This is a genomic window from Streptomyces mangrovi (assembly GCF_900114215.1).
Classification (GTDB): domain Bacteria; phylum Actinomycetota; class Actinomycetes; order Streptomycetales; family Streptomycetaceae; genus Streptomyces; species Streptomyces barkulensis.
In genome coordinates, this window is the sequence record NZ_FOSG01000001.1 from 272599 (window position 1) to 299224 (window position 26626).

Genomic DNA, 26626 nt, shown 5'->3' on the forward strand with positions numbered 1-26626 from the left:
CCGGCCCTTGACAAGGCACACTGTGCGCTGCGGGTCGTCACACTTCGCAGGGGGCACCATGGACGGCGAGGGGCACACCGGGCGCGAACGACTGCGGCAGCCGGACAACGATCGTCACCGGCTGCGTTTCGCCGTGCTCGGGCCGGTGCGTGCCTGGCGGGACGGCGAGCCGGTCGGCGTCGGCTCGCCCCAGCAGCGCGCCCTGCTGGCCGCCCTGCTGCTGCGCGGCGGGCAGACGGCCACCGCGCAGGAGCTGGTGGACGCGCTGTGGGGCGAGAAGCCGCCGCAACGTGCCCTGGCGGCGCTGCGCACCTACGCCTCCCGGCTGCGCAAGGCGCTCGGCGCCGAGGCCCTGGTCAGCGAGTCCGGCGGCTACGCGATCGGGCTGGGGCCCGGCACCGAGCTCGACGCGGACACGGCCGCCGCCCACGCCCTGGAGGCGGAGAAGGCCGCCTCCGGCGGCGACCGCCACCGGGCGCGCGAGCTGTACGGCCTGGCACTGGCGCAGTGGGACGGCGAGCCCCTGGCCCACCTCCCCGGGCCGTACGCGGAGAACCAGCGGGCCCGGCTGGAGGAGTGGCGGCTGTCCCTGCTGGAGCACCGCCTCGGCCTCGACCTCCAGCTCGGCTCGCACGCCGAGGTGGTCAGCGAGCTGACCGCCCTGACCGCCGAGCACCCGCTGCGCGAGCGGCTGCGCGAGCTGCTGATGCTGGCGCTGTACCGCAGCGGACGCCAGGCCGAGGCCCTGGCCGTCTACGCCGACACCCGGCGGCTGCTCGCCGAGGAGCTGGGGGTGGACCCCCGCCCGGAGCTGGCCGAGCTCCAGCAGCGCATCCTCCGGGCCGACGAGGAGCTGGCGCGGCCCGTCGAGGAGTCCGCGCCGCCGGGCACGGCCACCTTCGTACGGCCCGCGCAACTGCCTGCGACCGTACCGGACTTCACCGGCCGCACCGCTTTCGTGTCGGAGCTGGGCGACCAGCTCGTCACCGCCGAGAGCCGCATCATGGCCGTCTCGGCCGTCGCGGGCATCGGCGGGGTGGGCAAGACCACCCTGGCCGTACACGTCGCCCACGCCGCCCGCGACCGCTTCCCCGACGGCCAGCTCTACGCCGACCTCCAGGGCGCGGGCCCGGCCCCGGCGGAGCCGGAGGCGGTCCTGGGCGCGTTCCTGCGGGCCCTTGGCACCCCGGACTCCGCGATCCCCGACGGGGTGGAGGAGCGGGCCTCCCTCTACCGCTCGACGCTGGCCGGGCGCCGCATCCTGACCCTGCTGGACAACGCCCGCGACGCCGCCCAGGTGCGCCCCCTGCTGCCGGGCACCGAGGGCTGCGCGGCACTGATCACCAGCCGGGTAAGGATGGTGGACCTGGCCGGCGCGCACCTGGTGGACCTGGACGTCATGAGCCCCGAGGAGGCCATGACGCTGTTCACCAGGATCGTCGGCACCGACCGGGTGGGCGCCGAGCGCGAGGCCGCCATGGACACCGTCGCGGCCTGCGGCTTCCTGCCCCTGGCCATCCGCATCGCCGCCTCCCGCCTGGCCGCCCGCCGCACCTGGACGGTCTCCTTCCTGGCCCGTCGGCTCGCCGACGAACGCCGCCGGCTGGACGAGCTCCAGGCCGGCGACCAGGCCGTCAAGGCCACCTTCGAGCTGGGTTACAGCCAGCTGGAGGCGGAGCAGGCCCGCACCTTCCGCCTGCTGGGCCTGGCCGACGGCCCCGACATCTCCGTACAGGCCGCCGCCGCCATGCTGGACCGCACCCCGGAGGAGACCGAGGACCTGCTGGAGTGCCTGGTCGACACCTCCCTCCTGGAATCCGCCGCTCCCGGCCGCTACCGCTACCACGACCTGGTGCGCCTCTACGCGCGCACCTGCGCGGAGCGCGACGAGGACCCCACCTCGGAGCGGTCCGCCGCGCGGTCCCGGCTGCTGGACTTCTACCTGGCCACCACCGCCCGGGTGTTCGCCCTGGCCCGCCCTGGCGACCGAGTCGTGGAGCATTTGGCCGCCACCGAGCACCCCGGCCTGAAATTCGGCGATCACGCTGCCGCACTGGACTGGCTTTTCGCCGAGGCCGACTGCCTGCTGTCCTGCGTGGAGCAGTCGGCCGACGGCGACACGCTGCGCCGCGCGGCCGACCTGCTGCTCGTCGCCAAAGACCTTGCCGACTCCGGCATCCACTCACTGCGCTACGAACGGGCCGCCACCGCCGTGCACGAAGCCGCGCAGACCACTGGAGACGCCTGGGCCGAGGGCCGCGCCCGCATCATGCTCACCCATGTGTACACAGTGACCGGCCGTTTCCAGCAGGCCGACGAGAACGCAAGGCGTGCCATGGAGATCGCCCGGACCACGGGTGACCATGTGGTCAAGGGCTTCGCCCCCAACGATCTTGGCATCATCGCCGTCTTCCGTAGCCGCCACGAAGAAGGCGAGGTCTACCTGAACCAGGCGATCGAGGCTTTCCAAGCCGACGGCAACGTCAACGGTGAAGCCAGCGCGCTGTGCAACCTGTCGCGGACTCATTTGGTGCTCGGCCGGACCGATAGCGCGATCCGGCTCGCCGAGCGCGGCGTGGCCATCTACGCGGAGCTGGGAATGACCATGCGGCTGGCGAACGGCCGTTACGCCCTGGCCATGGCACTGACCGGTGCCGGACGCATCACGGAGGCGCTGGACCAGCTCAACCAGGCCCTCGCCCTGTTTCACGAGAGCCACCAGCCGATGTGGGAAGGCGCGACCCACCTGCGGATGGCCGAGGCCTACATGGCGGCGCGTCGTCCGGCGCAGGCGGCCACCCATGCCGAACAGGCTCTCGCCCTGCGTGTGGTCGGTGGGGAGTGGCGGCGGGGGAACGTACTGACGGTTCTGGGCCGCGCACTGGACGCCCTGGGCCAAACCGACCGCGCCCGTGCGTGCTGGCAGGACGCCCTGGGCATCTTCGATTCCCTGGGCTCCCCCGAGGCCGCCGAGGTACGAAAGTTGCTGGCTCCCGCCGTTGCCGCATAGCGGCTCGACGGCCGCCAGCAGCAGGCGTTCATCAGTTGTTTATCGCCACCCGCCATGCTTATGCATGTCGATCCGCCGCGTCGGGGGGCAGGCGAGTCGACAGGCCCAACCCCCTCCCACGGAGGAGGCGTACGGCCTGAAGGGGTGCGTCCGGCGGCCCACGGGGGAGCCGCCGGACGTGCTCGGGACCTCCCCGCCATCAGATACAAGGAGTTGGTCCACATGAGCGAGACCACCAAGAAGATCGTGACCGGCGGCCCACAGCGTGACAACCACATGCCGTCTCCTGGCGAAGGTGGCTCGACGCCTCAGGAGCCTACGACCACCGAGACCGCCCCTTCCTCGGAGACTCAGGTCACCGAGGAGAACTCGCAGTAAGCCACATCCCACGGGGGTACATGGGACCGGCCCTGGCGGCGCAGAGGGGGAGTCGCCGCGGCCGGTCCCTGTCATGTGCATCTAGGCGATTACCGGACAGTTGTGTGCGGAAGAACAGAACCGCGCGCCCCAGGGGGTACTTTCGCCTCTGCAAACCATGCACCACCACTTCCCGGTTCTCACCAAGGAGTTGACATGACCCGCCTGACGAAATTCCTGACCGCCTTGACAGCGGCGATAGCAATAGTGGGCGTCGGCTCGGCACCAGCCCTGGCTGAGAACCATCTGCCCGGCCCTCTCCCCTCCCAGCCGGCAGGGAACTGAGGCGGACCCGGAAGGAGGCTTCCGGGCATCGGCCGGGGCGGGACCGCACCAGCGGTCCCGCCCCGGCTCGTTGACGGCGCCTCACGCTCCGCTCTCACGTACAGGAGCGCCCTGTCCGGAATGCGCCGACGCATATGTCGTGCCCATGCCATCCCAAGGCCGGGGCACGACCTCCGCCGGGGCCCCGCTCCCGGGCCGGTCCGGGGTTCAGTCGAGCACGTAGACACTGCAGTCGTCCGCGGCCCCCACCATGCTCGGGTCCCGCGGCTTCACCTCGACGCGCTTGGTCTGATTCCTTCCCACGCTGACGCGCTGGGAAGAGGTGTCGATGGTGTCCCCGAAGTCGTCGACCAGATACACGCGGACGGTGTAGGTGCCGGCGTCGCCGTCGGAGAGCTCGACCACCGTCCCCTTCCTGCCCTTGGCGCACGAGATGATCTCGGCGTCCGGCTCGTCCTTGCGGGACGAGGAACCGGAGGACCCGGAGGAACCGCTGCCGGCGGTCGTGCCCCGGTAGCCGCTGTAGCTCGACCGGCTGCTGGACTTGTCCTTGCCGCAGCCGCCGCCTCCGCCTCCTCCACTCTTGCTGCTGCTCCCCCGGCCGCCGCCGCCCTTGCCGCCGCCGCTGCGGGCCTGGCTGAAACCGGACAGGGCCAGCGTCACGACGGTGACGACGGCTATCAGCTTGAGGTGGCGCTTCACAGAGCGCTTCATGGCGCGTTCTCCCCCGGTGGACGCTCGGTGCGCGTACGCACTCGCTGTTGACTGCCGGACTTTCTACCAGGGTTCACGCGGGGAACGGCCAACGGGGTTCCCACGCATGGCGGTTCGCCGGAAACCGGAGCGGGCGGAGCGGCGCGGAACGCGGGAATGGGGAACGGGGGCGGGGGCGGGGGCGGGTCAGGCGCGGGCCTGGCCCGTCCCCTTGGCCGCGTCCAGCGCGTACACGCAGCGGTCCCGGCTGCACGCGAAGACCACGCCGCCCGCGACCACCGGCGATCCGGTGATCTCGCCCTCCGTGGCGAGTTTCCAGCGCAGCTGGCCCCCGACGGCGTCCAGCGTGTACAGGCAGTGGTCCGCCGAGCCGAAGTGGACCCGGCCGTCCGCCGACACCGGGGCGCCGGTGATCTCGCCGCCCGTCGCGAAGCGCCAGCGGGGGGTGCCGCTGACCGCGTCCAGCGTGTAGAGCGCGCCGCCGCTGCCCAGGTGGACCAGCCCGTCGGCCACCACCGCCGGCTCGGCCGACTGGCGGGACTCGGTGGCGATCCGCCAGCGGTCGTGGCCGTTGGCGGCGTCCAGCGCGTACACCGTGCCCAGGTAGTCCGCCAGATAGACGCCGCCGCCCGCGATCGCCGCGCCCGGCGCGAAGGCCGGCGGGCACAGGAACGCGGCGGGCGCGTCGAAGCGCCACCGTTCCGCTCCGGTGGCCGCGTCCAGGGCGAAGACGCGCGAGCCGGCGCTGACGTACACCGCGCCGTCGTCGGCGGGCAGCAGCCGCACCGGGACGCCGCCGGTGGCCGAGGAGTCGCCGACCGGGTACGACCACTGCTCGGCGCCGGTGCGCGCCTCCAGGGCGTACAGCCGCCCGTCGCCCCAGACGTAGACCGAGCCGCCCCGTATCACCGGGCCGGCCTCGGCGGTCTCGAAGTCGGTCTGCGCGCCGGACAGCTCCCACAGCCGCTCGCCGCTCGCCGCGTCCCACGCCTGTACGCCGCCGCCGCGGGTGCCGGTGACGACCGTGCCGCGGTCGGCGCGCAGCGCGTACACCCAGCCGTCGGCCGCCAGCCGCCAGACGTCGGAGCCGTCGCGGGCGTTCAGGGCGTACAGGCTCGGGCCGTCGGAGGCGTGGACCCGGCCGTTGCTCACGGCCATCGACCACGCCACCTCGCGGGTCTTGAACTGCCGCCGTCCCGTCGCCACGTCCAGCGCGTGGACCTCGAAGGAGGTGACGTACAGCAGGCCGTCGGCGACGACCGGGGTGCCCCACACGTCGTTCGACATCCGGAAGCGCCACGGCCGCCAGCGCGGCGGCGCGGCGGTCTCGCCGCCGGTGGGAGCACCGGGAGCACCGGAAGGGCTGTGGGGGGACGCCTGGGAGGGGGTGCGCGGCGGGGGGTGGGCCACGGTGGCGCCGTGGGCGCCGGTGCCGTCCGCGCCGCCGCCGTCCGGCGCGCGCAGCACCCAGGACGTCGGGGCGCTCACCTCGGTGACGCGCGCCCGGGGCCGCCGGGGGCCGGGGCCGATGGGCAGCGGTGCGCCCGGCAGCAGTACGGAGCCGCCGTCCGCCGGGGAGTGCGGGGGCGGCGGGACCGGGGCGTGCGGGGGCGGCGGGACCGCAGGCGGCGCCGGGGGCGCGGCCACGGACGCGGCGGGCGTCCCCCCACCCCGCGGGTCGGCGGCCGGAGGCCGCCACTCGGTGCCGGGTCCGGCCGCCGGGGCCTGGGCCTGGGCGGATGCCTGGGCGGCCGCGTGCTCCGGCGCCCGGTGCCCGGGCCGGGACGCCGGCTTCACGGGCCGCGCCCGTCCGCCCCGGTGCCGCTCGATCAGCGCCACCGCGCCGGCCGGCAGCCAGGCGGAGGCCGTGCCGCTGTCGTCGCCGCCGGAGGAGAACAGATGCGGGGCGAGCTGCGCCTGGAGGTCGGCCGGGGTGGGCCGCTGGTCGGGCTCGGTGCGCATGCAGGACTCGATGAGCGGTCCGAGCTCGTCGGGCAGTCCCTCCAGGTCCGGGCCCTCGCGCAGCAGCATGAAGACGGTCTCGACGGGGTTCGCCCCGTGGAAGGGCGGGTGGCCGGTGGCGGCGAAGACCAGGGTGGAGCCGAGGGAGAAGACATCGCTGGCGCCCGTGACGCTGCGCGAGTCCCTCGCCTGCTCGGGTGACATGTAGGAGGGGGTGCCGACGGCGACGTTGGTCATCGTCAGCCGGGTGTTGGACACCCCGGAGGCGATACCGAAGTCGATCACCCGCGGCCCGTCCTCGACCACCAGCACGTTGGAGGGCTTCAGATCGCGGTGGACCAGGCCCGCCCCGTGGATGGACTGGAGCGCCTCGGCGACTCCGGCGGCCAGCCAGCGCACGGCCTGCGCCGGGAGCGGCCCGCACTCGTTGACTATCTCCTCCAGGGACGGCGCGGGCACGTACGCGGTCGCCAGCCACGGCACCGCGGCGCGCGGGTCGGCGTCCACGACGGCGGCGGTGTAGAAGCCGCTGACCGCGCGGGCCGCCTCCACCTCACGGGTGAAGCGGACGCGGAAGAGCTGGTCCTCGGCGAGCTCGGTGCGCACCGTCTTGATCGCGACCCGGCGCCCGGAGGCCGAACGGGCGAGGTAGACCAGCCCCATGCCCCCGGCGCCCAGCCGTCCGAGCACCTCGAACGGGCCGATACGCCGCGGATCGTGCTGCGTCAGCTGCTCCACCACTTGCCTGCCACCTCCCCGTCGGGGTCGACGATCGCCGCCCCGCGCAGCCTTCCACCGCCGTACCGGTCCCGCGGTCCGACAGCGATTCTTCCTGGCGGAGCCCTCGGTTGCGAACCCGGGGGCGGTGAGTCGCCCTTTCCCCGGCCGGTGGGCTCCGGGACGGGTCCGGTCCGCGCCGCCGGGCCCGGCCTCAGAGCGCGGTGGAGGTGTCCAGGACCCCGAAGCGCGCGCCCTGGTTGTCGGCGAGGACGGCGTAGCGCCCGAAGGGTGTGTCCTGCGGGCCGTCGATCGTACGGCCTCCCAGGCGCACGGTCGTGCGGACGGCCGCGTCGCAGTCGGCGACCGCGAAGTGGACGAGGAAGTGGGCGGGCATCTCCACCGGATACGTCTCGTCGATCATCGTACGGCTGCCGACGGCGTGCTCGTCGTCGGCGGGCTCCCCGCGTGGGGCCCAGACCATGATGTCGGCCGCCTCGCCCGTGCTCTCGTCACCGGCCGGATACATGACGTAGCCGAAGACCTCCCGGTAGAAGGCGTCCACCGGTTCCCTCTCCCGGGTGCACACCTCCGTCCACACGTACGAGCCCGGTTCGCGCACCGTCTCGAAGCCCGCCAGTTCCTCCGGCTGCCACAGGCCGAAGACCGCGCCGTCCGGGTCGACGGCGGTGGCCGCCACCCCGTCCCGGCCGACCGCCTCGGGCTCGGTGACGAGCTGCCCGCCCGCGGCGCGGATGCGCCGGGCGGTCGCCGCGGCGTCGGGGGCGGCGAGGTAGACCGTCCACACCGTCGGCAGCCGGCCGTCCGGCTTGCGGACGAGTGAGGCGACCCGCCTGCCGCCGAGCAGCGCGACCGTGCGGGGTCCCGGTCCGGACCGCTCGGGCTGTCCGGACCGCTCGGACCGTCCGGGCTGTCCGGGCCGCTCGGGGGGCGCCGGGTCGCCGAAGGTCCAGCCGAACAGCTCGCCGTAGAAGCGTTTGCCCGCCTCCAGGTCGGGGAGCATCGCGTCGGTCCAGCAGGGTGCGCCCTCGGCGAAGACGCCTTCGGCAGCGACCATCTCCCACTCCTTCCGTGCGGCTGCGTCCCGACAGGCGAACGCTGCCCGCTTATCACCCCTCTTGCAGTAGACCACCCCATTTGGGGTCGGTCGAATCGCGGGCCGATCATCCCTCGGTAAGCTGACGACATGACAGGACAAGTACGAACTGTTGACGGTCGGGTGGCCGGGCGCCGTGGCCAGGCGACGCGGCAGAAGCTGCTCACCTGCCTCGACGAAATGCTCAGCTCGTCGCCCTACCGCGATGTCCGGGTGATCGACGTCGCCCGGCGCGCGGGCACCTCCCCCGCGACCTTCTACCAGTACTTCCCGGACGTGGAGGGCGCCGTCCTGGAGCTGGCCGACGAGATGGCCCGGGAGAGCTCCTCGCTGAGCGAGCTGGCCACCGACCGCACGTGGACGGGCAAGGCCGGGTGGCAGACGGCGGAGGAGGTGGTGGACGGCCTCCTCTCCTTCTGGCGGGAGAACGACGCAATCCTGCGGGTGGTGGACCTGGGCGCGGCCGAGGGGGACAAACGTTTCTCCAAGATCCGCGCGAAGGTCCTCGGCGGGATCACCGGCCCACTGGCCGACTCCATCGGAAAGCTCCAGTCCAAGGGCAAGGCGGACTCCGACATCAGTCCGGCGGCCGTCGCCGGCTCACTGGTGTCGATGCTCACCTCGGTAGCCGGTCAGCAGAAGGCCGCGCAGAGCTGGGGCGCCAAGAAGTCCGATCTGAAGCCGAACCTCGCCTATCTGCTCTACCTGGGCGTCACGGGCCGCAAGCCCAGCCGGTAGGGGTCCGGCCCCGCCCGGCCGCGGCCCTCTCCTGCCCGGCCCCGCGCCCGCGGCCGTCCCGCACCCGTTCCGCAGCCGTTCCGTACCCGTCCCGCTCCTGTCCGTGCCCGGCTCCCCGGGCGGCCGGCCCCTGTCACCGGCCGCCCGGGGAGCCTCTCCATGTCCGGCCGCCCCAGGGCCCGGAGGCCCGGGGGCGCCCGGGGGCGTCAGAAGCGGCTGTAGAGGAGCCGGTTCGGCGAGCCCTCCCCCGGCCCCGTCACCCGGCCGGGGCTGGAGGCGTCCAGCAGCGCCCGGGTCACCGCCGCGGGCGTGGCCTCCGGGTTCTTCGAGACATGGAGCGCCGCCGCGCCCGCCACGTGCGGCGCCGACATCGACGTACCGCTCATCGTCCGCTCCGCGGTCCGCGAGCCGATTCCGGCCGACGGGACGGAGGCGCCGGGCGCGAACACGTCCACGCAGTCGCCGTGGTTGGACCAGCTGGGCCTGGAGTCGTCCCGCGCCGTCGCGGCCACCGTGATCACGGACGGCTCGCGGGCGGGCGACTGGGTGCACGCGTCGGTGGCCTTGTTGCCCGCCGAGACCACGACGGTGATCCCCGCCTCGACCATCTTCCGCACCGCGGCGTCCTTGGCCTCGCTCGCGGAGCCGCCGATGCTCACGTTGGCGACCGCGGGCCCGGTGGCGTTCTCCGCGACCCAGTCGTAGCCGGCCAGCACGCCCTCGGTGGTGCCCGAGTTCTGGCAGTTGAGCACCTTCACGGCGATCAGCTTCACGCTCTTGGCCACGCCGTGGGTCTCACCGCCCAGGATCCCCGCCACATGCGTGCCGTGCCCGTGGCAGTCGGAGGCCGTCCGGTTCCCGTCCACGAAGTTGTAGCCGTAGGAGGCGCGCCCGCCGAAGTCCTCGTGGGCGATGTTGATGCCGGAGTCCACGACGTAGGCGGTGACGTTCGGCGCCGTGGCGCCGTAGCCGTAGCTCGCGTCGAGCGGCAGGTCGCGCTGGTCGATGCGGTCCAGGCCCCAGCCCGGATCGGCCTGCAGCAGGGTGCCGCTCACATCCGGTCCCTTCGACGGGCCCGGCGCCTGCGGCAGGTCCGGCGCCTGCGGCAGGACGTCGCCGCGCTCGACCCGGTTGGCCTCGACGTACGCCACCGAGGGGTCGGCTGCCAGGCGCCGCGCCTGCTTCTCGGTGGCCTTCAGCGAGAAGCCCTTGAGGGCCGAGGAGTAGGTGCGCTCCGCCTCACCGCCGAAGGCGCCGGTCAGCCTCTCGGCCCGGTCCCGTACGCCTCCTGCCGTCCTCAGGCCGCGGGCCCGGTCACCGGTTTCCTTCAGCACCACGATGTACTCGCCGTCCAGCGCGCCGGGGGCGCCCGCGCCCCGGACCTCTCCCAGGGGAGCGGGCTCCGGGCCGGGGGAGGCGGCCGAGGCCGCCGCGGCGGTGGTACCCGTCAGGACGAGCGCCGCCAGGACGGCGCCGACGGCTATTCGGGGTCTTCTGGCCTTCTTCAAGGTGTGTTCTCTCTTCACTGGGGGGGTGCGTGTGCGGGGGGAGCGCTCACGGTTCTAGCCGATGGGGCGTCACCCGCGGGGCACCGGGGTGCCGTGGCACGGTGGTGCCCCGGTGCGCTTCTGTGCCGGTCCGGCCGTGTGTGTACCGGTCCGGCCGTGTACCGCCGGGTCTCACAGCCAGCCCCGCCGCTGCGCCTGGAGGGCGAGCTGGAAGCGGCTGCCCGCGCCGGCCTGCGCCATCAGCAGCTCCATGCGGCGGAAGAAGGTTCGGCGGCTGACGCCCAGTTCGCGGATGATCTGGCTGTCGGGCACCCCCGCGACCAGCATCGCCAGGATGCGGCGCTCGGCCGGACCGGGCCGGGCGCCGCCCGGCGCGGCGGCCCCGCTGTCGGGGTGGACGGGCAGCGCCCGGTCCCAGTACGCCTCGAACAGAGCCCGCAGCGCGGCGAGTAACGCGCTCGGCCGCACCACGAGCATGCTGCGGCTGACGTCCACGTCCGCGATGGACATCGAGACGAAGCCGACGCGGTCGTCCACCACCATCAGTTTCACCGGCAGTCCGGACACCACCCGGGCCTCCTCGCCCGCGTCCACGCACGGCTGGACGTTCTCGGTGAGGTAGCCGGGGCGGGCGAGCGACTCCCGGGTGTACACCACCCGGTAGCGCACCCCGCGGCGCAACTGCCCGACCTCCTCCTTGGCGCCGCGTTCGGTGTCCCAGAAGTACGGCGGCGAGTCGAACCGCAGCACCTCGCGCCGCGCTCCGCCCAGCGCCTCGCCCAGCACCCGCTCGATGTCGCCGCCGGTCACCTCCTCGGCGACCGAGCCGCCCACGGCCGACGGCGTACGGCGGCGGTAGCGCTCGTAGGCGCGCGCGACCGCCAGGCGGGCCTCCTCCAGCCGCAGCGTCTCGCGCCGGGAGAGCAACTCCAGCGCGGACGCGGGCGGTACGGGTACCAGCCCGCCGACGGGGTCCCGCGCGCCGCCCCCGCCACGCTCGCCCCCGCCCTGCCCTTCGTCCCCGTCCCCCTCGCCGGCGGGCACCTCGGCCGCCAGGCCGAGCGCGAGCAGCGCGCGCCGCGCCCCGGGAGAGACCGGGGGCGCCGGGCGGTCCGTCAGCAGTGCCACGTACAGGTCGACGGCCCCGCCGTCCACGCCGAGCGCGGACAGATGGGTCGCCAGGGTGTCGGGGCACGGCTCCTGCACCGGTGCCCCGCCTCCGTCGCGCTTCACGCTGCGGCACCTTAGTGCCGCTGTCCCGCAGGTGTCACCGGCCGTCCGCGCCCCGGTGTACAAAGTCTGCGTACGCCGCTCGCCGGCCGGCCCGCAACCCCGGCCGCCGGGCGGGGTGGTGCCCGCTTCCGTGGCGACGGTCACGGCCCGGCGCCCGGGAAGGTCCCCCCGGGCGCCGCACGGCGCACGGAGGCAGGGCGGCGATCTCCGGGTATCCGGGCTCCAGGGCGCAGGTCCCACGTCCTGGGGTCCGGGCACACGGGGGCGAAGCGGTGAAGGGTGCGATCGGCGATGCCTCCCCGCATCGGGCCGGGGGCCGCCTCCCCGTCCCCCCACTCCCCCGTCCCCTCCGCACACCGCACTGATTGACGGGCGCTTCGCCGGAGCAGGATCGGTGTGTGACGACGACGAGCGCGAGGGCGCGCGAAGAGCAGCTTGCGGTGGTGCGGCTGCCGGAGTACACCGGGGCCGACCGGGAGGAGGTCCGCGGGGGTGTCCCCGACCCCTACCAGATCGAGGGGCTGGTCATGGCGTGGCGGCCCAAGCGGGAGCACTTCGGCATCCGGCGGGAGGGCCGCCTGGTCGCGCACGCGGGTCTGGTGACCGTGCCGGTGTCCGTCGCGGGCCGGCGCACCGAGGCGGTGGGCCTGGGCGGTGTGATCGTCGCCCCCGGACTGCGCGGGCAGGGCCTGGCCCGGGCGGTCGTCACCGCGGCGATGGACCACGCACGCGGTATGGGCCCCGACGCCGGCCTGCTGTTCTGCTGGCCGGAGCGGATGCCGGTCTACGAGGCCCTGGGCTGGCGGGAGCTGGAAGAGCACGTCCGCGTCGAGCAGCCCGACGGGCCGGTGACCATGCCGATGCGCACCATGTGGACGCCGCTGCGCGAGGGCGCCGGCTGGCCGCCCGGCCCGGTGCACCTGCTGTCGCTGCCGTTCTAGCCCGCTCTGGCCCGCGTCGGTCGAGGTTTCCCCGGCTCCGGCCCGGGAATCCGGGCCCGCGGTGTCGTCCCGGCGTTCGGAGGCCGGGCACGCGGGGGAGGAAGCGGGGCATAGACTCATGGGCATGCACATGTCCGACGACAGCAGACCAGTGCACATCATCGGGGGAGGACCCGGCGGTCTGGCCACCGCCGCCGCGCTGAAGGAGCGCGGCATACGGTCCGTCGTGCTGGAGAGGGCCGACTCCGTCGGGGCCTCCTGGCGCGGCCACTACGACCGGCTGCGACTGCACACCACGCGCCGCCGGTCCGCGCTGCCCGGCATGCCGATCCCGCGCTCCTACGGGCGCTGGGTGCGCCGGGACGACCTGGTGCGCTACCTGGAGGAGTACGCCCTCCACCACCGGCTGGAGATCGCCGCGGGCGTGGAGGTCACCCGCGTCGACCGGGTCGACGACGGCAGCTGGCTGCTGCGGGCCAACGGCGGCCGGGAGCTGGCCGCGCCGGTGGTCGTGGTGGCCACCGGGCACAACCACACCCCACGCGTGCCCGACTGGCCCGGGCGCGACTCGTTCAAGGGCGAGCTGCTGCACGCCCGCTCCTACCGCGACGCCCGGCCGTACGAGGGCCGGGACGTGCTGGTCGTCGGCACCGGCAACACCGGCACCGAGATAGCCCTGGATCTGGCCGAGGGCGGCGCGGCACGGGTGCGGCTCGCGGTGCGCACCCCGCCCCACATCGTCCGCCGCTCCACCCTGGGCTGGCCGGCGCAGGCCACCGGCATAGCGGTGCGGCGGCTGCCGGTGCGCATGGTGGACTCCATGGCCCGGGGACTGGCGAAGGTCTCCCTGCCGGACCTGTCGCCGTACGGCCTGCCGCGCCCCGAGGCCGGGCTGTACACCCGGGTGCGGCAGGGCGCGATCCCCGTGCAGGACACGGGTTTCGTCAAGGCGGTGCGCCAGGGGCGGATAGAGCCGGTGGCGGCGGTGGAGTCCTTCGACGGATCCGAGATCACCCTCGCCGACGGCAGCGCGATCGCCCCGGACGCCGTCATAGCGGCCACCGGCTACCGGCGCGGGCTGGAGGAGATGGTGGGCCACCTCGGCGTGCTGGACGAGCGCGGGCTGCCCCGCGCCCGCGGCCCCCGCACCCTGCCGACCGCCGCGGGCCTGTACTTCACCGGCTACACCAACCCCATCAGCGGCATGCTGCGCGAACTGGCCATCGACGCAAGGAAGATCGCCCGCGCCGTCGCCCGCACGACGACCGAGTGACGGGCCGGTCGGCGGACGGGCCGCCGGACCCTGTGCCGGTCTCTGTGCCGGGCCCTGCCCAGGGCCCGGTCGCGTGCCCGCCCGCCGCGCGGGTCGTCTGCCTGGACGCCGCCGACCGCGTCCTCCTGTTGGAATGGCGCGATCCGTACGACGGTTCGCGGCTCCGGGAGCCGCCCGGCGGCGGCATCGAGCCCGGTGAGACGCCGCTGGGGGCGGCACGGCGCGAACTGGCCGAGGAGACCGGGCTGGACCCCGCCGCGGTCCTGGACCGGCCGGTGCCCGTCGACCGCGACGTGCGGTGGAAGGGGCGGCGGTACCGCGGCACGGAACTGTTCTTCCCCGCCCGCTTCGACGGCGAGCGGCCGGCGGTGTCACGGGGCGGCCTGCTCCCCCACGAGCGGACCTCGCTGGAGGGTTACGCCTGGGTGTCGTGGCCGGACCTGGGCTCGCCGACCGGCCGGGTCGAGCCGCCGCGTCTGCTCTCCGTACTGGCGGCCCTGCTGCCGGACGGCCCCTGGGGCGAGCGGTTCGCCCCCTGACGGCCGCCGGGAAGGCGAGCGTCCCGCGGGCGGATCGCGACTGGCCCGCGGTGGCGCGGTGTCAGGTGCGGACGGGCTGGACGCGCGGCTCGTCGCAGGCCTCGCGCGGGGCGGTACGGGCCCCGGCCCTTCCGGTGTCCCCGGTGTCGCGTGCGTCGGCGCTCTCGGCCACCGCGCCGCTGCCGCGGTCCAGTTCGCACCAGATGCGCTTGCCCGCGCCCTCCTGGAGCCAGCCCCAGCGGTCGGCGAGTCCGACCACCAGCTCCAGACCGCGTCCGCCGGTGGCGTCGCCCTCGGCCCGCCGCCGCAGCGGCGGGCTGCTGCTGGTGTCGGCGACCTCGATCCGCACGGTCCCCCCTCCCGTCACGATGCGCCCGGAGAAGAGCATGCGCAGCACCGCGGGGCGCCCGGTGTGGACGACGGCGTTGGTCACCAGTTCCGAGACCAGCAGCACCAGCGTCTCCACCAGGGACTCGTCCGGCTCCAGGCCGAAACCGGCCAGTCTCGACCGGGCCCATCCGCGGGCTCTGCCCACCTCCTTGGGATCGCTTCCGACCTCCAGCTGCACCTGAAGCATCTGCACCCTTCACACCGTCCATGGCCCGGGTCCGCACGGCCCCACGCCGACGCGAGGCCACTGTCCGTTCCCCCGGTGTCGCACAGAGTGCTGGAACCGGCGCCGCGGCAACAAGAGCTTCGGGCATATTCCGGCGCAAAGGAGTAGTGACACCGCATACTGTGCGACACCCCGACCGGGGAGTCGAACATCCGAGCCCGGCGGGCGGAACGCGCTCCGGCGCGCGGCCGACCGCCGCGGTGCGCCACCGGACGCGCCGGCATGCGACCGGACGCGCCCGTACTCGCCAACTCCCCTTCTCTCGCATGGTTTTCGTGATCGACTCAAGGCATGGAAGCGATAGCGGCGCTCATCGCCGTCCTCGGCACCCTGCTGGGCTCGGGTATCACCTACGCGTTCCAGCGCCGGACGACCGCGTACGGCGAGGAGCTGGCGCGCCGGGAGCGGCTGCGGCAGGAGAGGATCGACGCGTACTGCCTGTACGCCGGAGCCCTGCACAACTACCGGCGGATGCTGGTGCACCGGTGGTTCGCGGAGCACGAGAGACCCGGCGAGGAGGACACGCCCTCCCTGCTGCGGGAGATCTACCGGCTGCGCTCGGAGGCCCACGAGTCGCTGTTCCGCGTGCAACTCCTCACTCGCTCACCGGAGTTGGAGGAGGTCGCGCGGTCCGCCCTGGAGACGGTGACCGCCCTGCACGGCAAGGAGCTGGACCGCCGGGGCCTGGACGCCCTCCGGACCTCCTCGAAACAGGCCATCGAGGGCTTCGTCACGGCGGCGGCGCCCTATGTGGGCGAGCCCCCGGAGGCGGACGCCGCACCGGCGCGGCGGGGAGGGGTCAGGCGCTGAGCGGGCCGGCGGCGTCGTCCGCCGCCGCGTCGAGGTCCGGGTAGCAGTCGAAGAGCCGGCGCACCCCGAGCGCGGCGAGGACCCGGTTGACGTGGGAGCCGTCCACCGCGCCCTGGGCGGGGAGGATCAGCCGGAGGCGGCCGGCGCACGAGCGCATCAGCCGGCGCGAGGCTATGAGGACGCCGACGCCGCTGGAGTCGCAGAACAGCACCTGCGACAGGTCCAGCACGAGGCTGCGGCGGCCGTCGGCCACGGCGTCGTGCACATGCTGGCGGACCATGGGAGAGGTGACGAGATCCAGCTCACCCGACACCCGCAGCACGGCCCACTCCCCCCGGTCCTCCCCGATCACCTTCAACGACACGTGCTCGTAGTCCCTTCATCCGCCGACACCGACCGGAACGCTCCCTTCCCGCCCTGCCCTCCTCGCCGACCGCCCCTGCCGGACACCGTCACGACACCCGCAGACCCCGACCCTATGCCGAACCGGGTCTCCGCCTCTCCCAACTTCCGGTCACACCCGCGTAACACCCACCGGATCCGGACAGGATCGAACTGTCCCGATCAGCGCGAAGGCGCACAAAGTGACCGGTCGGCGACCATGTGCAACCGTGTGCGGGGGCACACTCCCGTAAAGGGAGGCGTCCTGCCGTCTTCTGCCATTACATTCGAGACGAGCGGCAGGCTGGGGGTGGAGGATGCCGAACGAGAGGCCCGACGGGACGGCCGGCACGACACGTCCTCACCAGGACCACGGAATACGGTGGCGGCTGGTGCGGGGCGAGCAGTCCGCGCTGGCCGAGCTGTACGACGGGCACGCGTCCGTGGTGCGCGGCCTCGCCCACCGCTTCCTGGACGACGAGGACGCCGCGGACCGCGTGGTGGCGGAGGTCTTCGCCGAGGTCTGGGCCACCCCCGGGGCGTACGAGCCCGAGCGCGGCTCGCTGCGCTCGTGGCTGACCGAACTCACCCGGCGGCGGGCGCTGCGGCACCTGGACGAGAGCTCCCTCGGCCCCCGGGCGCGGGCCCGGCTGGAGGAGCGGATCCGCGCCGCGTCCGCCGCCGCCCGCGCCGACCACATGGTCACCGCCATGCCCGGTTCGCTGCGGACGGTCCTGGAGCTGGCGTACGTGGGGCGCCGGGACTACCGCGAGGCCGCCGCCGAACTGGGCGTCAGCGAGGACGAGACGCGGCGGCGGCTGAGACTGGGGCTGCAACTGCTCTCCGCGGCCGCCCAGAACGGCTCGGAGAAGGCATCGTGAGTCCCGCCGGGGACCGGAAGGCCGGGCCGGAGGCCGGAGAGGCGGCCGGGCCGGAGGCCACGGGGGACGGCGGCGCGTCCGACGAGGAGCACCTCGCCCTGAAGTCCCTGCTGGGCGTATGGGCCCTGGCGGTCTGCTCCCCCGAGGAGACCGCGGCCGTCGAGGCGCATCTGCCCCGGTGCGCGCCCTGCGCCGGGGAGGCGCGGCGGCTGCGGGACGCCGTGGGGCTGATGCACCGCGAGGAGAGCCTGGACCCCGACCCGCTGCTGCGCTCGCGGGTGCTGGACGGGTGCCTGCGCCGGCGCCCGGCCCACACGCCGCTGCCGGAGTGGGTGGCGCCGTACGACGCGGAGACCGCGCGGCTCGACGCGCTGCTGCGCGACATGGGCGAGGCGGAGTGGAGCGCCCCGGTCCGGCTGCGCTGGGCGACCGGCGAGCGCACGCTGACGCTGTGCGGGGTGCTCGCCCACCTCGGTTCGGTGGACGGCCTGGTGGCCACCACCCTCGGGCTGGACGACCCCCTCGGCCCCGGCGCCCCGCGCACCGTGGGCGACCGCACGGAGACGGCGGTCGAGCGGTGCCGCGCGCACGGGCCGCCGTTCGTGCGCCACAAGTGGCGCACCCAGACCCGGAACATCGTGCGCACCGCGGCCCTGCGCGCCCATGAGGCCGGTCTCGCGGTGGACTTCACCGAGTTCCGGCGCCCGTTGCACGAGGCGCTGGCCGGGCGGGCGTTCGCGTGCTGGATCCACGCGGAGGACATCGCCGCGGCGGTCGACTACCCGTACGGGCCGCCCGCGCCCGAACACCTGGCCCGGATGGTCGGTTTCGTCGCCCGGCGGCTCCCGGAGGCCGTCGCGGCGCGGCGCCGCGCCGGGCTGGCCGCCCCGCCGCGCCGGCTGACGGCGGCGGGCGCGCCGGGCCGCACCCTCCATCTGGAGATCGGGGGTCTGGGCGGCGGTGACTGGTACGTCCCCCTGGACTCTCCGGCCGCCCTCGCCTCCCCGGAGCACACGGTGGCCCGTCTCGCGCTGGAGGACGCGGAGTTCTGCCGGCTGGCCGCGGGTCACGTGCCGCCGCGTGAGGCGGCCGCGGGCCGGGAGGGCGACGACGAGGCCGTCCACGACGTCCTGTGGGCCGTGGCCTCGCTCTCGCGGATGTAGCCCCGGGCCGGCGGGTCCGTCAGTCGAAGACGACCGTGCGGTGGCCGTTGAGCAGTACGCGGTGCTCGCTGTGCCACTTCACCGCGCGGGCCAGCGCCTGGCACTCCACGTCCCGGCCGGCCGCCACGAGCTGCTCGGGGGTGAGCTCGTGTCCGACGCGCTTCACCTCCTGCTCGATGATCGGGCCCTCGTCCAGCTCGGCGGTGACGTAGTGGGCCGTGGCGCCGATCAGCTTCACACCGCGCGCGTGGGCCTGGTGGTAGGGCTTGGCGCCCTTGAAGCTCGGCAGGAAGGAGTGGTGGATGTTGATGATGCGGCCCGACAGCTCCTTGCACAGATCGTCCGAGATCACCTGCATGTAGCGGGCCAGCACCACCAGCTCCACGCCCTCCTCGCGGACGATCTCCAGCAGCCGCGCCTCCGCCTGCGGCTTGGTCTCCCTGGTGACCGGGATGTGGTGGAAGGGGATGTTGTAGGAGGAGACCAGTTCCTCGAAGTCGGTGTGGTTGGAGGCCACGGCCACGATCTCGATCGGCAGCGCGCCGATGCGCGTGCGGAACAGCAGGTCGTTCAGGCAGTGCCCGAACCTGCTGACCATGAGGACGACCCGCATCCGCTCGTCGGCGCGGTGGATCTGCCAGTCCATCTGGAAGGAGTCGCCCACCGCGGCGAAGCTCGCCCGCAGCTTCTCCACGGTCACCGGGGCCTCCGCGCTGAAGTGCACCCGCATGAAGAACAGCCCGGTGTCGTGGTCCCCGAACTGCCGGCTGTCCTCGATGTTGCAGCCGGTCATGAACAGGTAGCTGGAGACGGCGTGCACGATGCCCTGTTTGTCCGGGCACGACAACGTCAGAACGTACTGCTCGGGCTTCTCGGACGCTGCGGTGGGCTGCGGCTGGCTCATGTGCACAAGCGTGGCATATCCCGGCCGGACGCCGTGAACGGTCCCGCGGGTCGAGAACGCGGCCGGAACGGGACCGCGGCCCGGCCGCGGCCGGGCTTCCGGGTCAGGCGGTCCGCAGCATGGCCGCCAGCACGTCCAGCGAGTGGGGCGGCCGGTCCGGGTCCTCGCCGTCGTTGGCGCAGAGCAGGACATGGGCGTCGCGCGCCGCGTGGACGGCCTCCGGCCAGCCGGGGTGCTCCAGATAGGCCGCCACCGGGGCGTCCGCCCCGACCTGGTGCATGATCCGCAGGACGCGCAGTACCGCGACGTCGACGAGCGCGGCCTCCTGGGCGTCGCGGAAGACCGTGCCGATGTACTTGTCCGCGGACCAGTTGTCCAGCCAGGTGTCCTCGACCAGGCGGTAGACGGCGTCCGTGACGTCGCCGTACCCGGGCAGGCCCGTCAGCCAGCACTCCCGCTGGAAGAGGGGGTCGGAGAGCATGTGCAGCGCCGAGCGCACGTTGCTGCGCCAGCGCCACCAGGGCATGTCTTTGGGCGGCATGCCGCCCATGGTGCTCGAACGACCGCCACGGCGGGAAGACCTCTCCTGGCCCTCCCGGCCTTCCCGGCCTTCCCGGCCTTCCCGGTCCTGCCGTCCCTGCTCGCTTTCACCCTGTTGTGCCCGCACGGTCGTCGATCGTACGTTCCGTGCCGGACGGATCCGCGCACCCCCCGCCTGTTCACTCCGTTGTCGCTCCTCGTTGGCTGTTCATCACTCGGCCGTTACAGCCGCGGCGGAATCGTTCGGGGTCATGACCGCATGGCGTAGCAAACGTTCCGCTAGGACCATGGCCGCTCTCGCCGCCACAACGGGGGTCTGCGCTTCACTGCTCACCGGCTGCGGCATGCTGCCCGGTGACGCGAGGGCCGACGAGGGCGCCGTGACCGTGATGACTTGGGCTCCGGAGGGGACCGGGGCCACCAACATGCCGGGCATGCCGGCCATGGCACAGGCATATGCGCGCTGGGTGAACGCCACCGGGGGTGTGGGCGGGCGCACCCTCCGTGTTATCACCTGCAACGATCACAACAGCTCGGTGGGCGCCGCCCGGTGCGCCGACCGCGCCCGCACCGAGGAGGCCGTCGCGGTCGTCGGCTCGTACAGCCAGCACGGCCGTACCTTCATGACGGCCCTGGAGTCGGCCGGCATCCCCTACCTCGGCGGCTACGGCGTGACGGACGAGGAGTTCACCAGCCCGCTGTCGTACCCGGTCAACGGGGGCCAGGCCACTCTGCTGGCCGGGAGCGGCCACCAGCTCGCCGGCCACTGCGAGCGGGTCTCGCTCGTGCGCCCCGACACCGTCTCGGGCGACCAGCTCCCCAGACTGCTCAACGCCGGCCTGGCCACCGCCGGCGACCGGGGCCCGGCGGCCGACATCCGCGCCCCGGAGGACGCCTCCGCCTACACCGAGCACGCCAGGCGCGCCCTGGCCGGGGTGGGCCTGACGGAGGACGGGACCGGGGGCGGGGTCCGGACCGCCGGCGGAGTGGAGGACGGACGGGACGGCGGACAGGCCGGAGGGGCGGGGGAAGCCTGCGTCACCGCCGTGCTCGGCGGCCGTACCGACACCTTCTTCGACTCCTTCCGGCGGCTGCGCGAGGGCGGCCCCGAGGTGCGGATCGCCTCGGTGCTCGGGAGCGTGCAGCAGTCGCTCGTGGACCGGACGGGCGGCCCGGACAGCCAGTGGGAGGGCGCCTACGCCACCGGCTGGTACCCGGTCTCCTCCGATTCCCGCTGGGCTCCGATGAGGAGCGTCATCCGCGAGCACGCCTTCGGCGACAACCGGATCGACGCCGCCGACCCCGGCGTCCAGACCACCTGGATCGCGTACACCGTGCTGCGGGCGGCGCTGGAGCACATCGAGGGGGCCGTCACCGCCAGGACCGTCCGGCGCGCCCTGGAGACCATGCCCCCGGTGGACACCGGGGACCTGACACCCCGGCTGAGCTGGCGCTACGACGACATGCTGGCCGTGCGCGACCACCCGCGACTGGTCAACGCGAAGGTGACCTTCCAGCAGGTCAGGGAGGGCACGCTGGCCCCGGCCCGCAAGGGTTTCGTCGACGTGCGCGACACCCTGGAGACCGTGCCGGGCGGCGGCTGAGGCTCGTTTGCGGCACGGCTCCGGCCGGCCCGGGAGCCCGGCGCCGGATGCCGGACACCGGGCGCCGGGGGCGGGAACGGCGGAAGAGGAACGGCGGGGGGAGGAACGGCGGCCGGGAGCGGTCCCGCGCTCAGAGCTGGCTGAACTGCCTCTCGGGCAGGCCGTACTGGCGGGCGGTCGGATTCCACAGTCCGGCCGCCTTCTTCTTGGCCGCCGTGGCGTCGCCGCTGGCCTTGTTGCCCTGGGCGGTCCGGTCGGTGACCCGGGCCTTCCCCTTCCTGCAGCCCTTCTTGCCCGCGACCTGGTCGGCCCACGCGGCGTAGTGGTCGTCCGCCGCGGCCGACGCCTTCCACGCCTCGGTGAGCGCGTCGGCCAGCTCCTGGTGCCTGGGCAGCCGGTCGATCTCGATCTCGTCCAGCCTGGTGACCAGGTCGTTGCGCTGCCGGGCGGCGTCGCGCAGATCGGTGGCGGCCTTGCCCAGGTTCTCGCACTTCTTGATGTTCTCGACCGACCGGATGACCGCGTTGCGGCTGTTGTTGCTGTCCGCGAGCAGCTTGTCCAGCTCCTTGGCCTGGGCCTCCACGGGGTCGGCCGAGGGGGACGGCGACTGCTCGGGCTCGGCGGGTGCCGACGACCGCGCCTGCGGCTGCGGCCGCTCCGCCGGCTCGTCCCCGCCGCTCAGCGCCGCGCCCGCGGCGAGCCCGGCGGTGATGAGACCCGCGACGACGAGCCCGGCGACGGCGGCACGCGGCAGGCCGCGCCGTCCGCCGGCGCCGCGTCCGCCGTCCCCGTGGCCCCCGCCGTATCCGCCGCGGTCGTCGTCGTAACCACCGTGGCCGCCGTGGCCGCCGTACGACGGCTGGGCGGGAGGCTGGGCAGCGCCCGGGTCGATGGGCGGGAGCTGCTGGGTGGCGTCGGCGGGCCGGCCCCCCGGCTGAGCGCCCGGCTGGGCACCGCCCCGGAACAGGCCGTCGAAGTCCGAGGGCGGGGTGGTGCGGTCACCGGGGACGCCGGGGCGTATCCCGTACGGGGCCCCGGCGGGCGGCGGGGGCACCGGGCGCGGGGAGGCGGGCACGCCTTCGGGCGGCAGCGGCCTGCGCAGCACCGTGGTGCTCTCGGCGTCGCGCTCCGGAGGCGTGCCGCCGGTGACCGGGCGGAGGACCCGGGTGGCGTCGTCCATGTCGTCCGCCCCGCCGCCCCGGGCGCCCTGGACTCCCTGAGCGCCCGGCACCGCCTGCGGGGCTTGGGGGGCCTGCGGGGCCGGGTCGGACGGGGACATCGGGGGCAGGAGCTGCGTCTCGTCGGCGGCTCCGGGCACGGCGCCGGGCGCCGTGCCCGGAGCCGGGGGCTGCGGCGGAGGGCCGGGCGGCTGGTACCGCGGCGACGGGTGCTGCGGCTGGGGAGCCTGCTGGGCCGGGGGCGGGGTCGGCTGCTGCCCCTGCGGCCCGGACGGGGCAGCCGGTCCCCACGGCTGTCCCCAGGGCTGCCCCGCCGGCGGGCTCGCCTGGGAGTCGCCGTGACCGGGAGTCCACCGGTCACCGTTCGACGGCAGGACAACACCCTCGCGCGCCTCGTCGCCCTGTCGGCTGTGCGTCGTCACCGGGACTCCTCGTTCGCCTGACTACCAAAACACGACTGCGAATGCGTCGGCTCACGCTACCCGGTCACTCACACGGTCGACCACGCCCCCGGAAGGGCTGCACATTCTCCCCACCATCGGCCGGGGCGAAACCTCACCGTCCCCCCTTCTGTCCTCCCTCCTCCGCACCCCCTTCCTCGCGCCCTGCCCCGCGCGCCCTGCCCGCTCCCGTCACGCCGCCGGTTCCAGCCGCTGGGCGAACTCCCTGACCACGGGCTCCTGCCGGTGGGGCTCCAGTCGCGCCCGGAAGTCGTCCAGGTACTCCGAACCCCGCTGCGAGCGCAGGCCGTTCAGCAGTTCCACCGCCTGTGCGCCGGTGTGGCAGGCGTGCTCCAGCTCACGCTGCTGGAGCCGTGCGGCGGCGAGCAGCAGCAGATCGATCGCCCGCCGCCGCGTACGCCGCTCCGGATGGCCCGTCAGGGCCTCCTCGGCGCGGCGCTGGGCGGGGGTGGGCTGGTTCAGGTCCCGGTGGCAGTGGGCGAGTTCGTCGGCCAGGTAGGCGGCGTCGAAGTGGCCGATCCACTCCGGGTCGTCGCCCGCGTCCGTCGCGGACTCCGCCCGGTCGAACGCCGCCAGCGCCCGCCCCGCGGCGAGCTGGCAGGTGCGGGCGTCGCCCATCAGCGCGTGGCCGCGCGCCTCGGCCGCGTGGAACATCGCCTGCGTCCGCGGGGTCACCCTGCCCCTCGTGCCCTCCTGGGCGGCCCTCGCGAGCTGGGCTATCTCCCGGGGGGTGCCCAGTGAGGCCGCGAGATGGCTCATGCCCGCGGCGAGCACATAGCCGCCGTAGGCGCGGTCGTCCGCGGCCTGGGCCATCCGCAGCGCCTGGATGTAGTACCGCTGGGCCAGACCGGGCTGCCCGGTGTCCACGGCCATGTAGCCGGCGAGTTCGGTCAGCCGGGCGACCGCGGCGAACAGTTCGCGCCCCACCGCCTCCGTGTAGGAGCCCGTCAGCAGCCCGGACACCACGCTGTTGAGGTAGTGGACGACCACCGGCCGCACATGGCCGCTGCCGTAGCGGTGGTCCAGCTCCGACAGCGCCGCGGTGGTGTCCCGTACGGCCGCGACGTCGGACGCCCCCACCCTCGGGCCGGTGCGGCGCTCCACCTCGGCGTCCGGGGCGGAGATGAGCCAGTCGCGACTGGGCTCGACCAGCGCGGAGAACGCCCCCGACCGTGCGGCGAGCAGATCGCGGCGCCCCACGTCGCTGCGCCACAGCTCGCTCGCCTGCTCGACGGCTCCGGAGACGGTGGGCGCGAACCTCAGGCCGATCCCGGCGGCCATGCTCCGGCCGCCCGCCATGCCGATCTCCTCGACCGTCACCGTCCGGCCGAGCTTGCGCCCCAGGGCCTCGGCGATGACCGCCGGCGCCCGGCCGCGCGGCTGCTGGCCGCGCAACCAGCGGGCGACGGACGTCTTGTCGTAGCGCAGATCGATCCCCTGCTCCGCACCGCACATGTTGACGCGGCGGGCCAGTCCGGCGTTGGAACAGCCGGCTTCCTGGATGAGCGCCTGCAGCCGTTCGTTCGGCTGCCGTGCGACCAGCGGCCTCGCGGCCATACGGTCCCCTCCCTCTGCGTGCTGCCTGTCCTGGCGGCGCAGTCCGTCCGACCGCGCCGTCTACTGCTGACTGCTGCTGAGTGCTCCCGCGAACACGCTGTCCGCTCCGAGTGCGCCGGGTGTCGACCGCACCGCCGGGCGCATATGCCAAGATTTCCGGCGCCGCGCCGCACAGGGAACTACCCATCCAAGGCCGCCGGTTCATGCACGCGCCCCCGCCCGTGCACCTGTGCGCCCCGTGTGCCGGAACGGTGCGTCGGACGAATCGATCCCCAGGCCGTAACCCTTCGTCACGGAAAAAGTTGTGATCATCGTGGATGAGCCCATGAACATCACAACAGCGACAACCGCGCCCGCACCCGGTCCGGCGGGTCCGGCGGGTCCGATGGTCGAGCACGCGGTGCGCTACACGAGGGAGCGGCTGTGGGACGTGTTCCCCGGCGCGTGGCTCGAGACCGAGGGGGGCATACCGCGCTGCTCGTGCGGCACGGCGGACTGCGGGGCGCCCGGCGCGCACCCCACGCGTCCCGACTGGGCGGCGCAGGCCACCGGCGGGGCCACGGCCGTGCGCCGCATGTGGGCCGACCGGCCCGACGCGTCGGTGCTGCTGCCGACCGGCCGGGCCTTCGACGCGATCGAGGTGGCGGAGACGACGGGCTGCCTGGCCCTGGCCCGGATGGAGCGCATGGGCCTGGCGGTCGGCCCGGTCACCGGCACCCCCGACGGACGGATGCTCTTCTTCGTCCGGCCCGGCGGCGCGGCCAAGGTGCCGGATCTGGTGCGGAGGCTGGGCTGGTCGCCGAGCGGCGTCGACCTGACCGCGCGGGGCGACGGCGACTGGGTGGCGGCCCCGCCGACCCGGGTGGGCACCCGCGGCGCGGTGCTGTGGGTACGGCAGCCGGGGGACGCCGGCCACCGGCTGCCCGAGGCCGAGGAGATCGTCCGGCCGCTGGCGTACGCCTGCGGCCGCGACGCCGCCGCGGCACGCGCGCGCTGACCGCCCCGGGCCTGACCGGCGGTGGCCGGTCAGGCAGTGGCCGGTCAGGCCGGGAGCGCGCCCTGGAGGAAGGGTTCGACGGCCTGCCGCCACTGCTCCGGCTGGTCGTAGTGGACGAGGTGGCCCGCGTCGGCCACCTCGGCGTAGACGCCCTGGGGCAGCACCCGGACCATCTCCTGGGCCTCGGCGCGCCCGAGCTCGCCGTCGATGCCGCGGACCACCAGGGCCGGGCAGGGCACCAGGGCCAGCTCCTCCCAGTGCGCCTCGTACGCCCAGGTCTGGCGGATCATCAGCATCTGGCGGCGCGAGAACACCGGACGCCAGCCGTCCATCCGCTCGGCCATCACCTCGGCGAAGAACTCGCCGCGCGAGGGGTACGGGCGCTCCAGGAGCGGGTCCTCCTCGCCGAACCACCCGCGGACGTCCGCGAGCGTGGCGAAGGGCACCGGCCAGGTCCCGAGCCACTGCTCCCAGTCGCGCTGGGAGCGCTTGCCCAGCGCCGAGGCCCGCATGTCGCAGATCACCACGGCGTGGACCAGGTCGGGGCGCTGGGCGGCGAGCCGCCAGGCCGTCAGCGCGCCCATCCCGTGCCCGACGAGCGCCACGGGCGCCAGGCCGAGCTGCTCGATGACGGCCTCGGCGTCGGCGACGTACGCGTCGCGGCCGAACGGGCCGTCGGTCGGCTTGTCGCTGCGGCCGTGCCCACGCTGGTCCAGGCAGACGGCGCGGTAACGCCCGGAGAGCCAGCGGGCGGTGGAGGCCCAGTGCGAGCCGCGGCCCATCAGTCCGTGCAGCAGCAGCACACCCGGGGCCTGCCCGTCGCCTCCCGGCAGCGCGCCCTTGGGCGGGTCGGCGAACTCCCAGGCCGCGAGCCGCAGACCGTCCGCTCCCCTGACGTTGATGCGTCGAACCATGCGTCCCGGCACCCCCATCCCTCCTGTCCGCGTCGTCCGCCTGCCTCGTCCTCTGCCAGCCTCACGCTATCGAACTTTTATTCGGACACGCCCATCTGACGTGCAACACCCCTCTTTTGAGTGACACTCAGCGAGTGTCGTCCGGCCGGGCCGGGGGGAGACAGCT

General features: G+C 74.3%; 23 protein-coding genes. 11 read left to right on the plus strand and 12 right to left on the minus strand.

Going from position 1 to position 26626, the window contains the following annotated elements; all coding sequences use genetic code 11:
• Positions 1–58: 58 nt before the first annotated feature.
• Complete coding sequence (gene afsR / locus BM237_RS01215) at positions 59–3010, plus strand: SARP-family global regulator AfsR (protein WP_093846809.1); 2952 nt, start codon at positions 59–61, stop codon at positions 3008–3010.
• Between the two features lie 222 nt (positions 3011–3232).
• Positions 3233–3388: a hypothetical protein gene (locus tag BM237_RS29095; RefSeq protein WP_175540839.1), complete on the plus strand. Its 156-nt coding sequence runs from the start codon at positions 3233–3235 to the stop codon at positions 3386–3388.
• Positions 3389–3919: 531 nt separating this feature from the next.
• Here the strand turns inward: BM237_RS29095 and BM237_RS29100 are convergent.
• The 3 genes from BM237_RS29100 to BM237_RS01230 all read right to left on the minus strand — a co-directional run bounded on the left by BM237_RS29100 (position 3920) and on the right by BM237_RS01230 (position 8183).
• Positions 3920–4426: a hypothetical protein gene (locus BM237_RS29100; protein ID WP_093846810.1), complete on the minus strand. Its 507-nt coding sequence runs from the start codon at positions 4424–4426 to the stop codon at positions 3920–3922.
• Positions 4427–4612: 186 nt separating this feature from the next.
• On the minus strand, positions 4613–7129 hold the full coding sequence (gene afsK, locus BM237_RS01225; protein WP_093846815.1) for a protein serine/threonine kinase AfsK: 2517 nt from the start codon (positions 7127–7129) through the stop codon (positions 4613–4615).
• Between the two features lie 190 nt (positions 7130–7319).
• On the minus strand, positions 7320–8183 hold the full coding sequence (locus tag BM237_RS01230; RefSeq protein WP_093846817.1) for a VOC family protein: 864 nt from the start codon (positions 8181–8183) through the stop codon (positions 7320–7322).
• A gap of 129 nt (positions 8184–8312) precedes the next feature.
• On the opposite strand from BM237_RS01230, the gene BM237_RS01235 reads away from it, so the two are divergent.
• Positions 8313–8960, plus strand: coding sequence for a TetR family transcriptional regulator (locus tag BM237_RS01235; protein ID WP_093846819.1), 648 nt, complete (start codon positions 8313–8315; stop codon positions 8958–8960).
• A 206-nt stretch (positions 8961–9166) separates the two neighbouring features.
• Here BM237_RS01235 and BM237_RS01240 read toward each other — a convergent pair whose 3' ends face one another.
• Positions 9167–10468 carry a S8 family peptidase gene (locus BM237_RS01240; protein WP_217655778.1) on the minus strand — a complete coding sequence of 434 codons (1302 nt, stop codon included), beginning with the start codon at positions 10466–10468 and terminating at the stop codon, positions 9167–9169.
• A 171-nt stretch (positions 10469–10639) separates the two neighbouring features.
• The gene (locus BM237_RS01245; RefSeq protein WP_093846821.1) at positions 10640–11701 is read right to left on the minus strand and encodes a helix-turn-helix transcriptional regulator; all 1062 of its coding nucleotides are present in this window, start codon (positions 11699–11701) and stop codon (positions 10640–10642) included.
• A gap of 398 nt (positions 11702–12099) precedes the next feature.
• On the opposite strand from BM237_RS01245, the gene BM237_RS01250 reads away from it, so the two are divergent.
• The 3 genes from BM237_RS01250 (at position 12100) to BM237_RS01260 (ending at position 14454) form a co-directional block, all read left to right on the plus strand.
• Complete coding sequence (locus BM237_RS01250; protein ID WP_245793339.1) at positions 12100–12642, plus strand: GNAT family N-acetyltransferase; 543 nt, start codon at positions 12100–12102, stop codon at positions 12640–12642.
• 130 nt (positions 12643–12772) lie between these two features.
• Positions 12773–13915 carry a flavin-containing monooxygenase gene (locus tag BM237_RS01255; protein ID WP_093847351.1) on the plus strand — a complete coding sequence of 381 codons (1143 nt, stop codon included), beginning with the start codon at positions 12773–12775 and terminating at the stop codon, positions 13913–13915.
• A 44-nt stretch (positions 13916–13959) separates the two neighbouring features.
• On the plus strand, positions 13960–14454 hold the full coding sequence (locus BM237_RS01260; RefSeq protein WP_093847353.1) for an NUDIX domain-containing protein: 495 nt from the start codon (positions 13960–13962) through the stop codon (positions 14452–14454).
• Between the two features lie 61 nt (positions 14455–14515).
• Here the strand turns inward: BM237_RS01260 and BM237_RS01265 are convergent, their stop codons facing one another.
• A complete protein-coding gene (locus BM237_RS01265; protein WP_093846823.1) occupies positions 14516–15037 on the minus strand; it encodes an ATP-binding protein in 522 nt (173 codons plus the stop codon).
• A 324-nt stretch (positions 15038–15361) separates the two neighbouring features.
• Between BM237_RS01265 and BM237_RS01270 the strand changes: the two genes are divergently transcribed.
• The gene (locus tag BM237_RS01270; protein WP_093846825.1) at positions 15362–15880 is read left to right on the plus strand and encodes a plasmid transfer protein KilB; all 519 of its coding nucleotides are present in this window, start codon (positions 15362–15364) and stop codon (positions 15878–15880) included.
• On the opposite strand, the gene BM237_RS01275 is transcribed toward BM237_RS01270, so the two are convergent.
• The gene (locus BM237_RS01275; protein ID WP_173915166.1) at positions 15870–16244 is read right to left on the minus strand and encodes an STAS domain-containing protein; all 375 of its coding nucleotides are present in this window, start codon (positions 16242–16244) and stop codon (positions 15870–15872) included. The genes BM237_RS01270 and BM237_RS01275 overlap by 11 nt on opposite strands.
• A 334-nt stretch (positions 16245–16578) precedes the next feature.
• Between BM237_RS01275 and BM237_RS01280 the strand changes: the two genes are divergently transcribed.
• Positions 16579–17142 carry an RNA polymerase sigma factor gene (locus tag BM237_RS01280; RefSeq protein WP_093846827.1) on the plus strand — a complete coding sequence of 188 codons (564 nt, stop codon included), beginning with the start codon at positions 16579–16581 and terminating at the stop codon, positions 17140–17142.
• Positions 17139–18305 (plus strand): maleylpyruvate isomerase mycothiol-dependent enzyme family protein, encoded by a 1167-nt coding sequence (locus BM237_RS01285; protein ID WP_093846829.1) that lies wholly within the window; start codon positions 17139–17141, stop codon positions 18303–18305. The genes BM237_RS01280 and BM237_RS01285 overlap by 4 nt, the downstream gene beginning before the upstream one ends.
• Positions 18306–18324: 19 nt before the next feature.
• Here the strand turns inward: BM237_RS01285 and purU are convergent, their stop codons facing one another.
• Complete coding sequence (purU, locus tag BM237_RS01290) at positions 18325–19209, minus strand: formyltetrahydrofolate deformylase (protein WP_093846831.1); 885 nt, start codon at positions 19207–19209, stop codon at positions 18325–18327.
• Positions 19210–19312: 103 nt separating this feature from the next.
• The gene (locus BM237_RS01295) at positions 19313–19750 is read right to left on the minus strand and encodes an SCO4402 family protein (protein ID WP_412719711.1); all 438 of its coding nucleotides are present in this window, start codon (positions 19748–19750) and stop codon (positions 19313–19315) included.
• Positions 19751–20000: 250 nt separating this feature from the next.
• Here BM237_RS01295 and BM237_RS01300 point away from each other — a divergent pair, with 250 nt between their 5' ends.
• Positions 20001–21353, plus strand: a complete 1353-nt coding sequence (locus BM237_RS01300) for an ABC transporter substrate-binding protein (protein WP_093846835.1) — start codon at positions 20001–20003, stop codon at positions 21351–21353.
• A gap of 130 nt (positions 21354–21483) precedes the next feature.
• On the opposite strand, the gene BM237_RS01305 is transcribed toward BM237_RS01300, so the two are convergent.
• Together BM237_RS01305 and BM237_RS01310 are read right to left on the minus strand one after the other, a co-directional pair.
• Positions 21484–22953, minus strand: a complete 1470-nt coding sequence (locus BM237_RS01305; RefSeq protein ID WP_093846837.1) for a hypothetical protein — start codon at positions 22951–22953, stop codon at positions 21484–21486.
• Between the two features lie 210 nt (positions 22954–23163).
• The gene (locus tag BM237_RS01310) at positions 23164–24549 is read right to left on the minus strand and encodes an NsdA family TPR-like regulatory protein (RefSeq protein ID WP_093846839.1); all 1386 of its coding nucleotides are present in this window, start codon (positions 24547–24549) and stop codon (positions 23164–23166) included.
• 325 nt (positions 24550–24874) lie between these two features.
• Between BM237_RS01310 and BM237_RS01315 the strand changes: the two genes are divergently transcribed.
• Positions 24875–25546, plus strand: coding sequence for a bifunctional DNA primase/polymerase (locus tag BM237_RS01315; protein ID WP_093847357.1), 672 nt, complete (start codon positions 24875–24877; stop codon positions 25544–25546).
• Between the two features lie 44 nt (positions 25547–25590).
• On the opposite strand, the gene BM237_RS01320 is transcribed toward BM237_RS01315, so the two are convergent.
• Positions 25591–26460: an alpha/beta fold hydrolase gene (locus BM237_RS01320; protein WP_093846841.1), complete on the minus strand. Its 870-nt coding sequence runs from the start codon at positions 26458–26460 to the stop codon at positions 25591–25593.
• Positions 26461–26626 lie beyond the last annotated feature (166 nt).

What these genes read in the sequence shown, in the direction of transcription:
- BM237_RS01320 (WP_093846841.1), bottom strand. Translation starts at nt 26,460, where the DNA reads ATGGTTCGACGCATCAACGTCAGGGGAGCGGACGGTCTGCGGCTCGCG.
- BM237_RS01230 (WP_093846817.1), bottom strand. Translation starts at nt 8,183, where the DNA reads ATGGTCGCTGCCGAAGGCGTCTTCGCCGAGGGCGCACCCTGCTGGACC.
- purU (WP_093846831.1), bottom strand. Translation starts at nt 19,209, where the DNA reads ATGAGCCAGCCGCAGCCCACCGCAGCGTCCGAGAAGCCCGAGCAGTAC.
- BM237_RS01295 (WP_412719711.1), bottom strand. Translation starts at nt 19,750, where the DNA reads ATGCCGCCCAAAGACATGCCCTGGTGGCGCTGGCGCAGCAACGTGCGC.
- BM237_RS01315 (WP_093847357.1), top strand. Translation starts at nt 24,875, where the DNA reads ATGAACATCACAACAGCGACAACCGCGCCCGCACCCGGTCCGGCGGGT.
- BM237_RS29095 (WP_175540839.1), top strand. Translation starts at nt 3,233, where the DNA reads ATGAGCGAGACCACCAAGAAGATCGTGACCGGCGGCCCACAGCGTGAC.
- afsR (WP_093846809.1), top strand. Translation starts at nt 59, where the DNA reads ATGGACGGCGAGGGGCACACCGGGCGCGAACGACTGCGGCAGCCGGAC.
- BM237_RS01235 (WP_093846819.1), top strand. Translation starts at nt 8,313, where the DNA reads ATGACAGGACAAGTACGAACTGTTGACGGTCGGGTGGCCGGGCGCCGT.
- BM237_RS01310 (WP_093846839.1), bottom strand. Translation starts at nt 24,549, where the DNA reads ATGGCCGCGAGGCCGCTGGTCGCACGGCAGCCGAACGAACGGCTGCAG.
- BM237_RS01300 (WP_093846835.1), top strand. Translation starts at nt 20,001, where the DNA reads ATGACCGCATGGCGTAGCAAACGTTCCGCTAGGACCATGGCCGCTCTC.
- BM237_RS01280 (WP_093846827.1), top strand. Translation starts at nt 16,579, where the DNA reads ATGCCGAACGAGAGGCCCGACGGGACGGCCGGCACGACACGTCCTCAC.
- BM237_RS01255 (WP_093847351.1), top strand. Translation starts at nt 12,773, where the DNA reads ATGTCCGACGACAGCAGACCAGTGCACATCATCGGGGGAGGACCCGGC.
- BM237_RS01270 (WP_093846825.1), top strand. Translation starts at nt 15,362, where the DNA reads ATGGAAGCGATAGCGGCGCTCATCGCCGTCCTCGGCACCCTGCTGGGC.
- BM237_RS29100 (WP_093846810.1), bottom strand. Translation starts at nt 4,426, where the DNA reads ATGAAGCGCTCTGTGAAGCGCCACCTCAAGCTGATAGCCGTCGTCACC.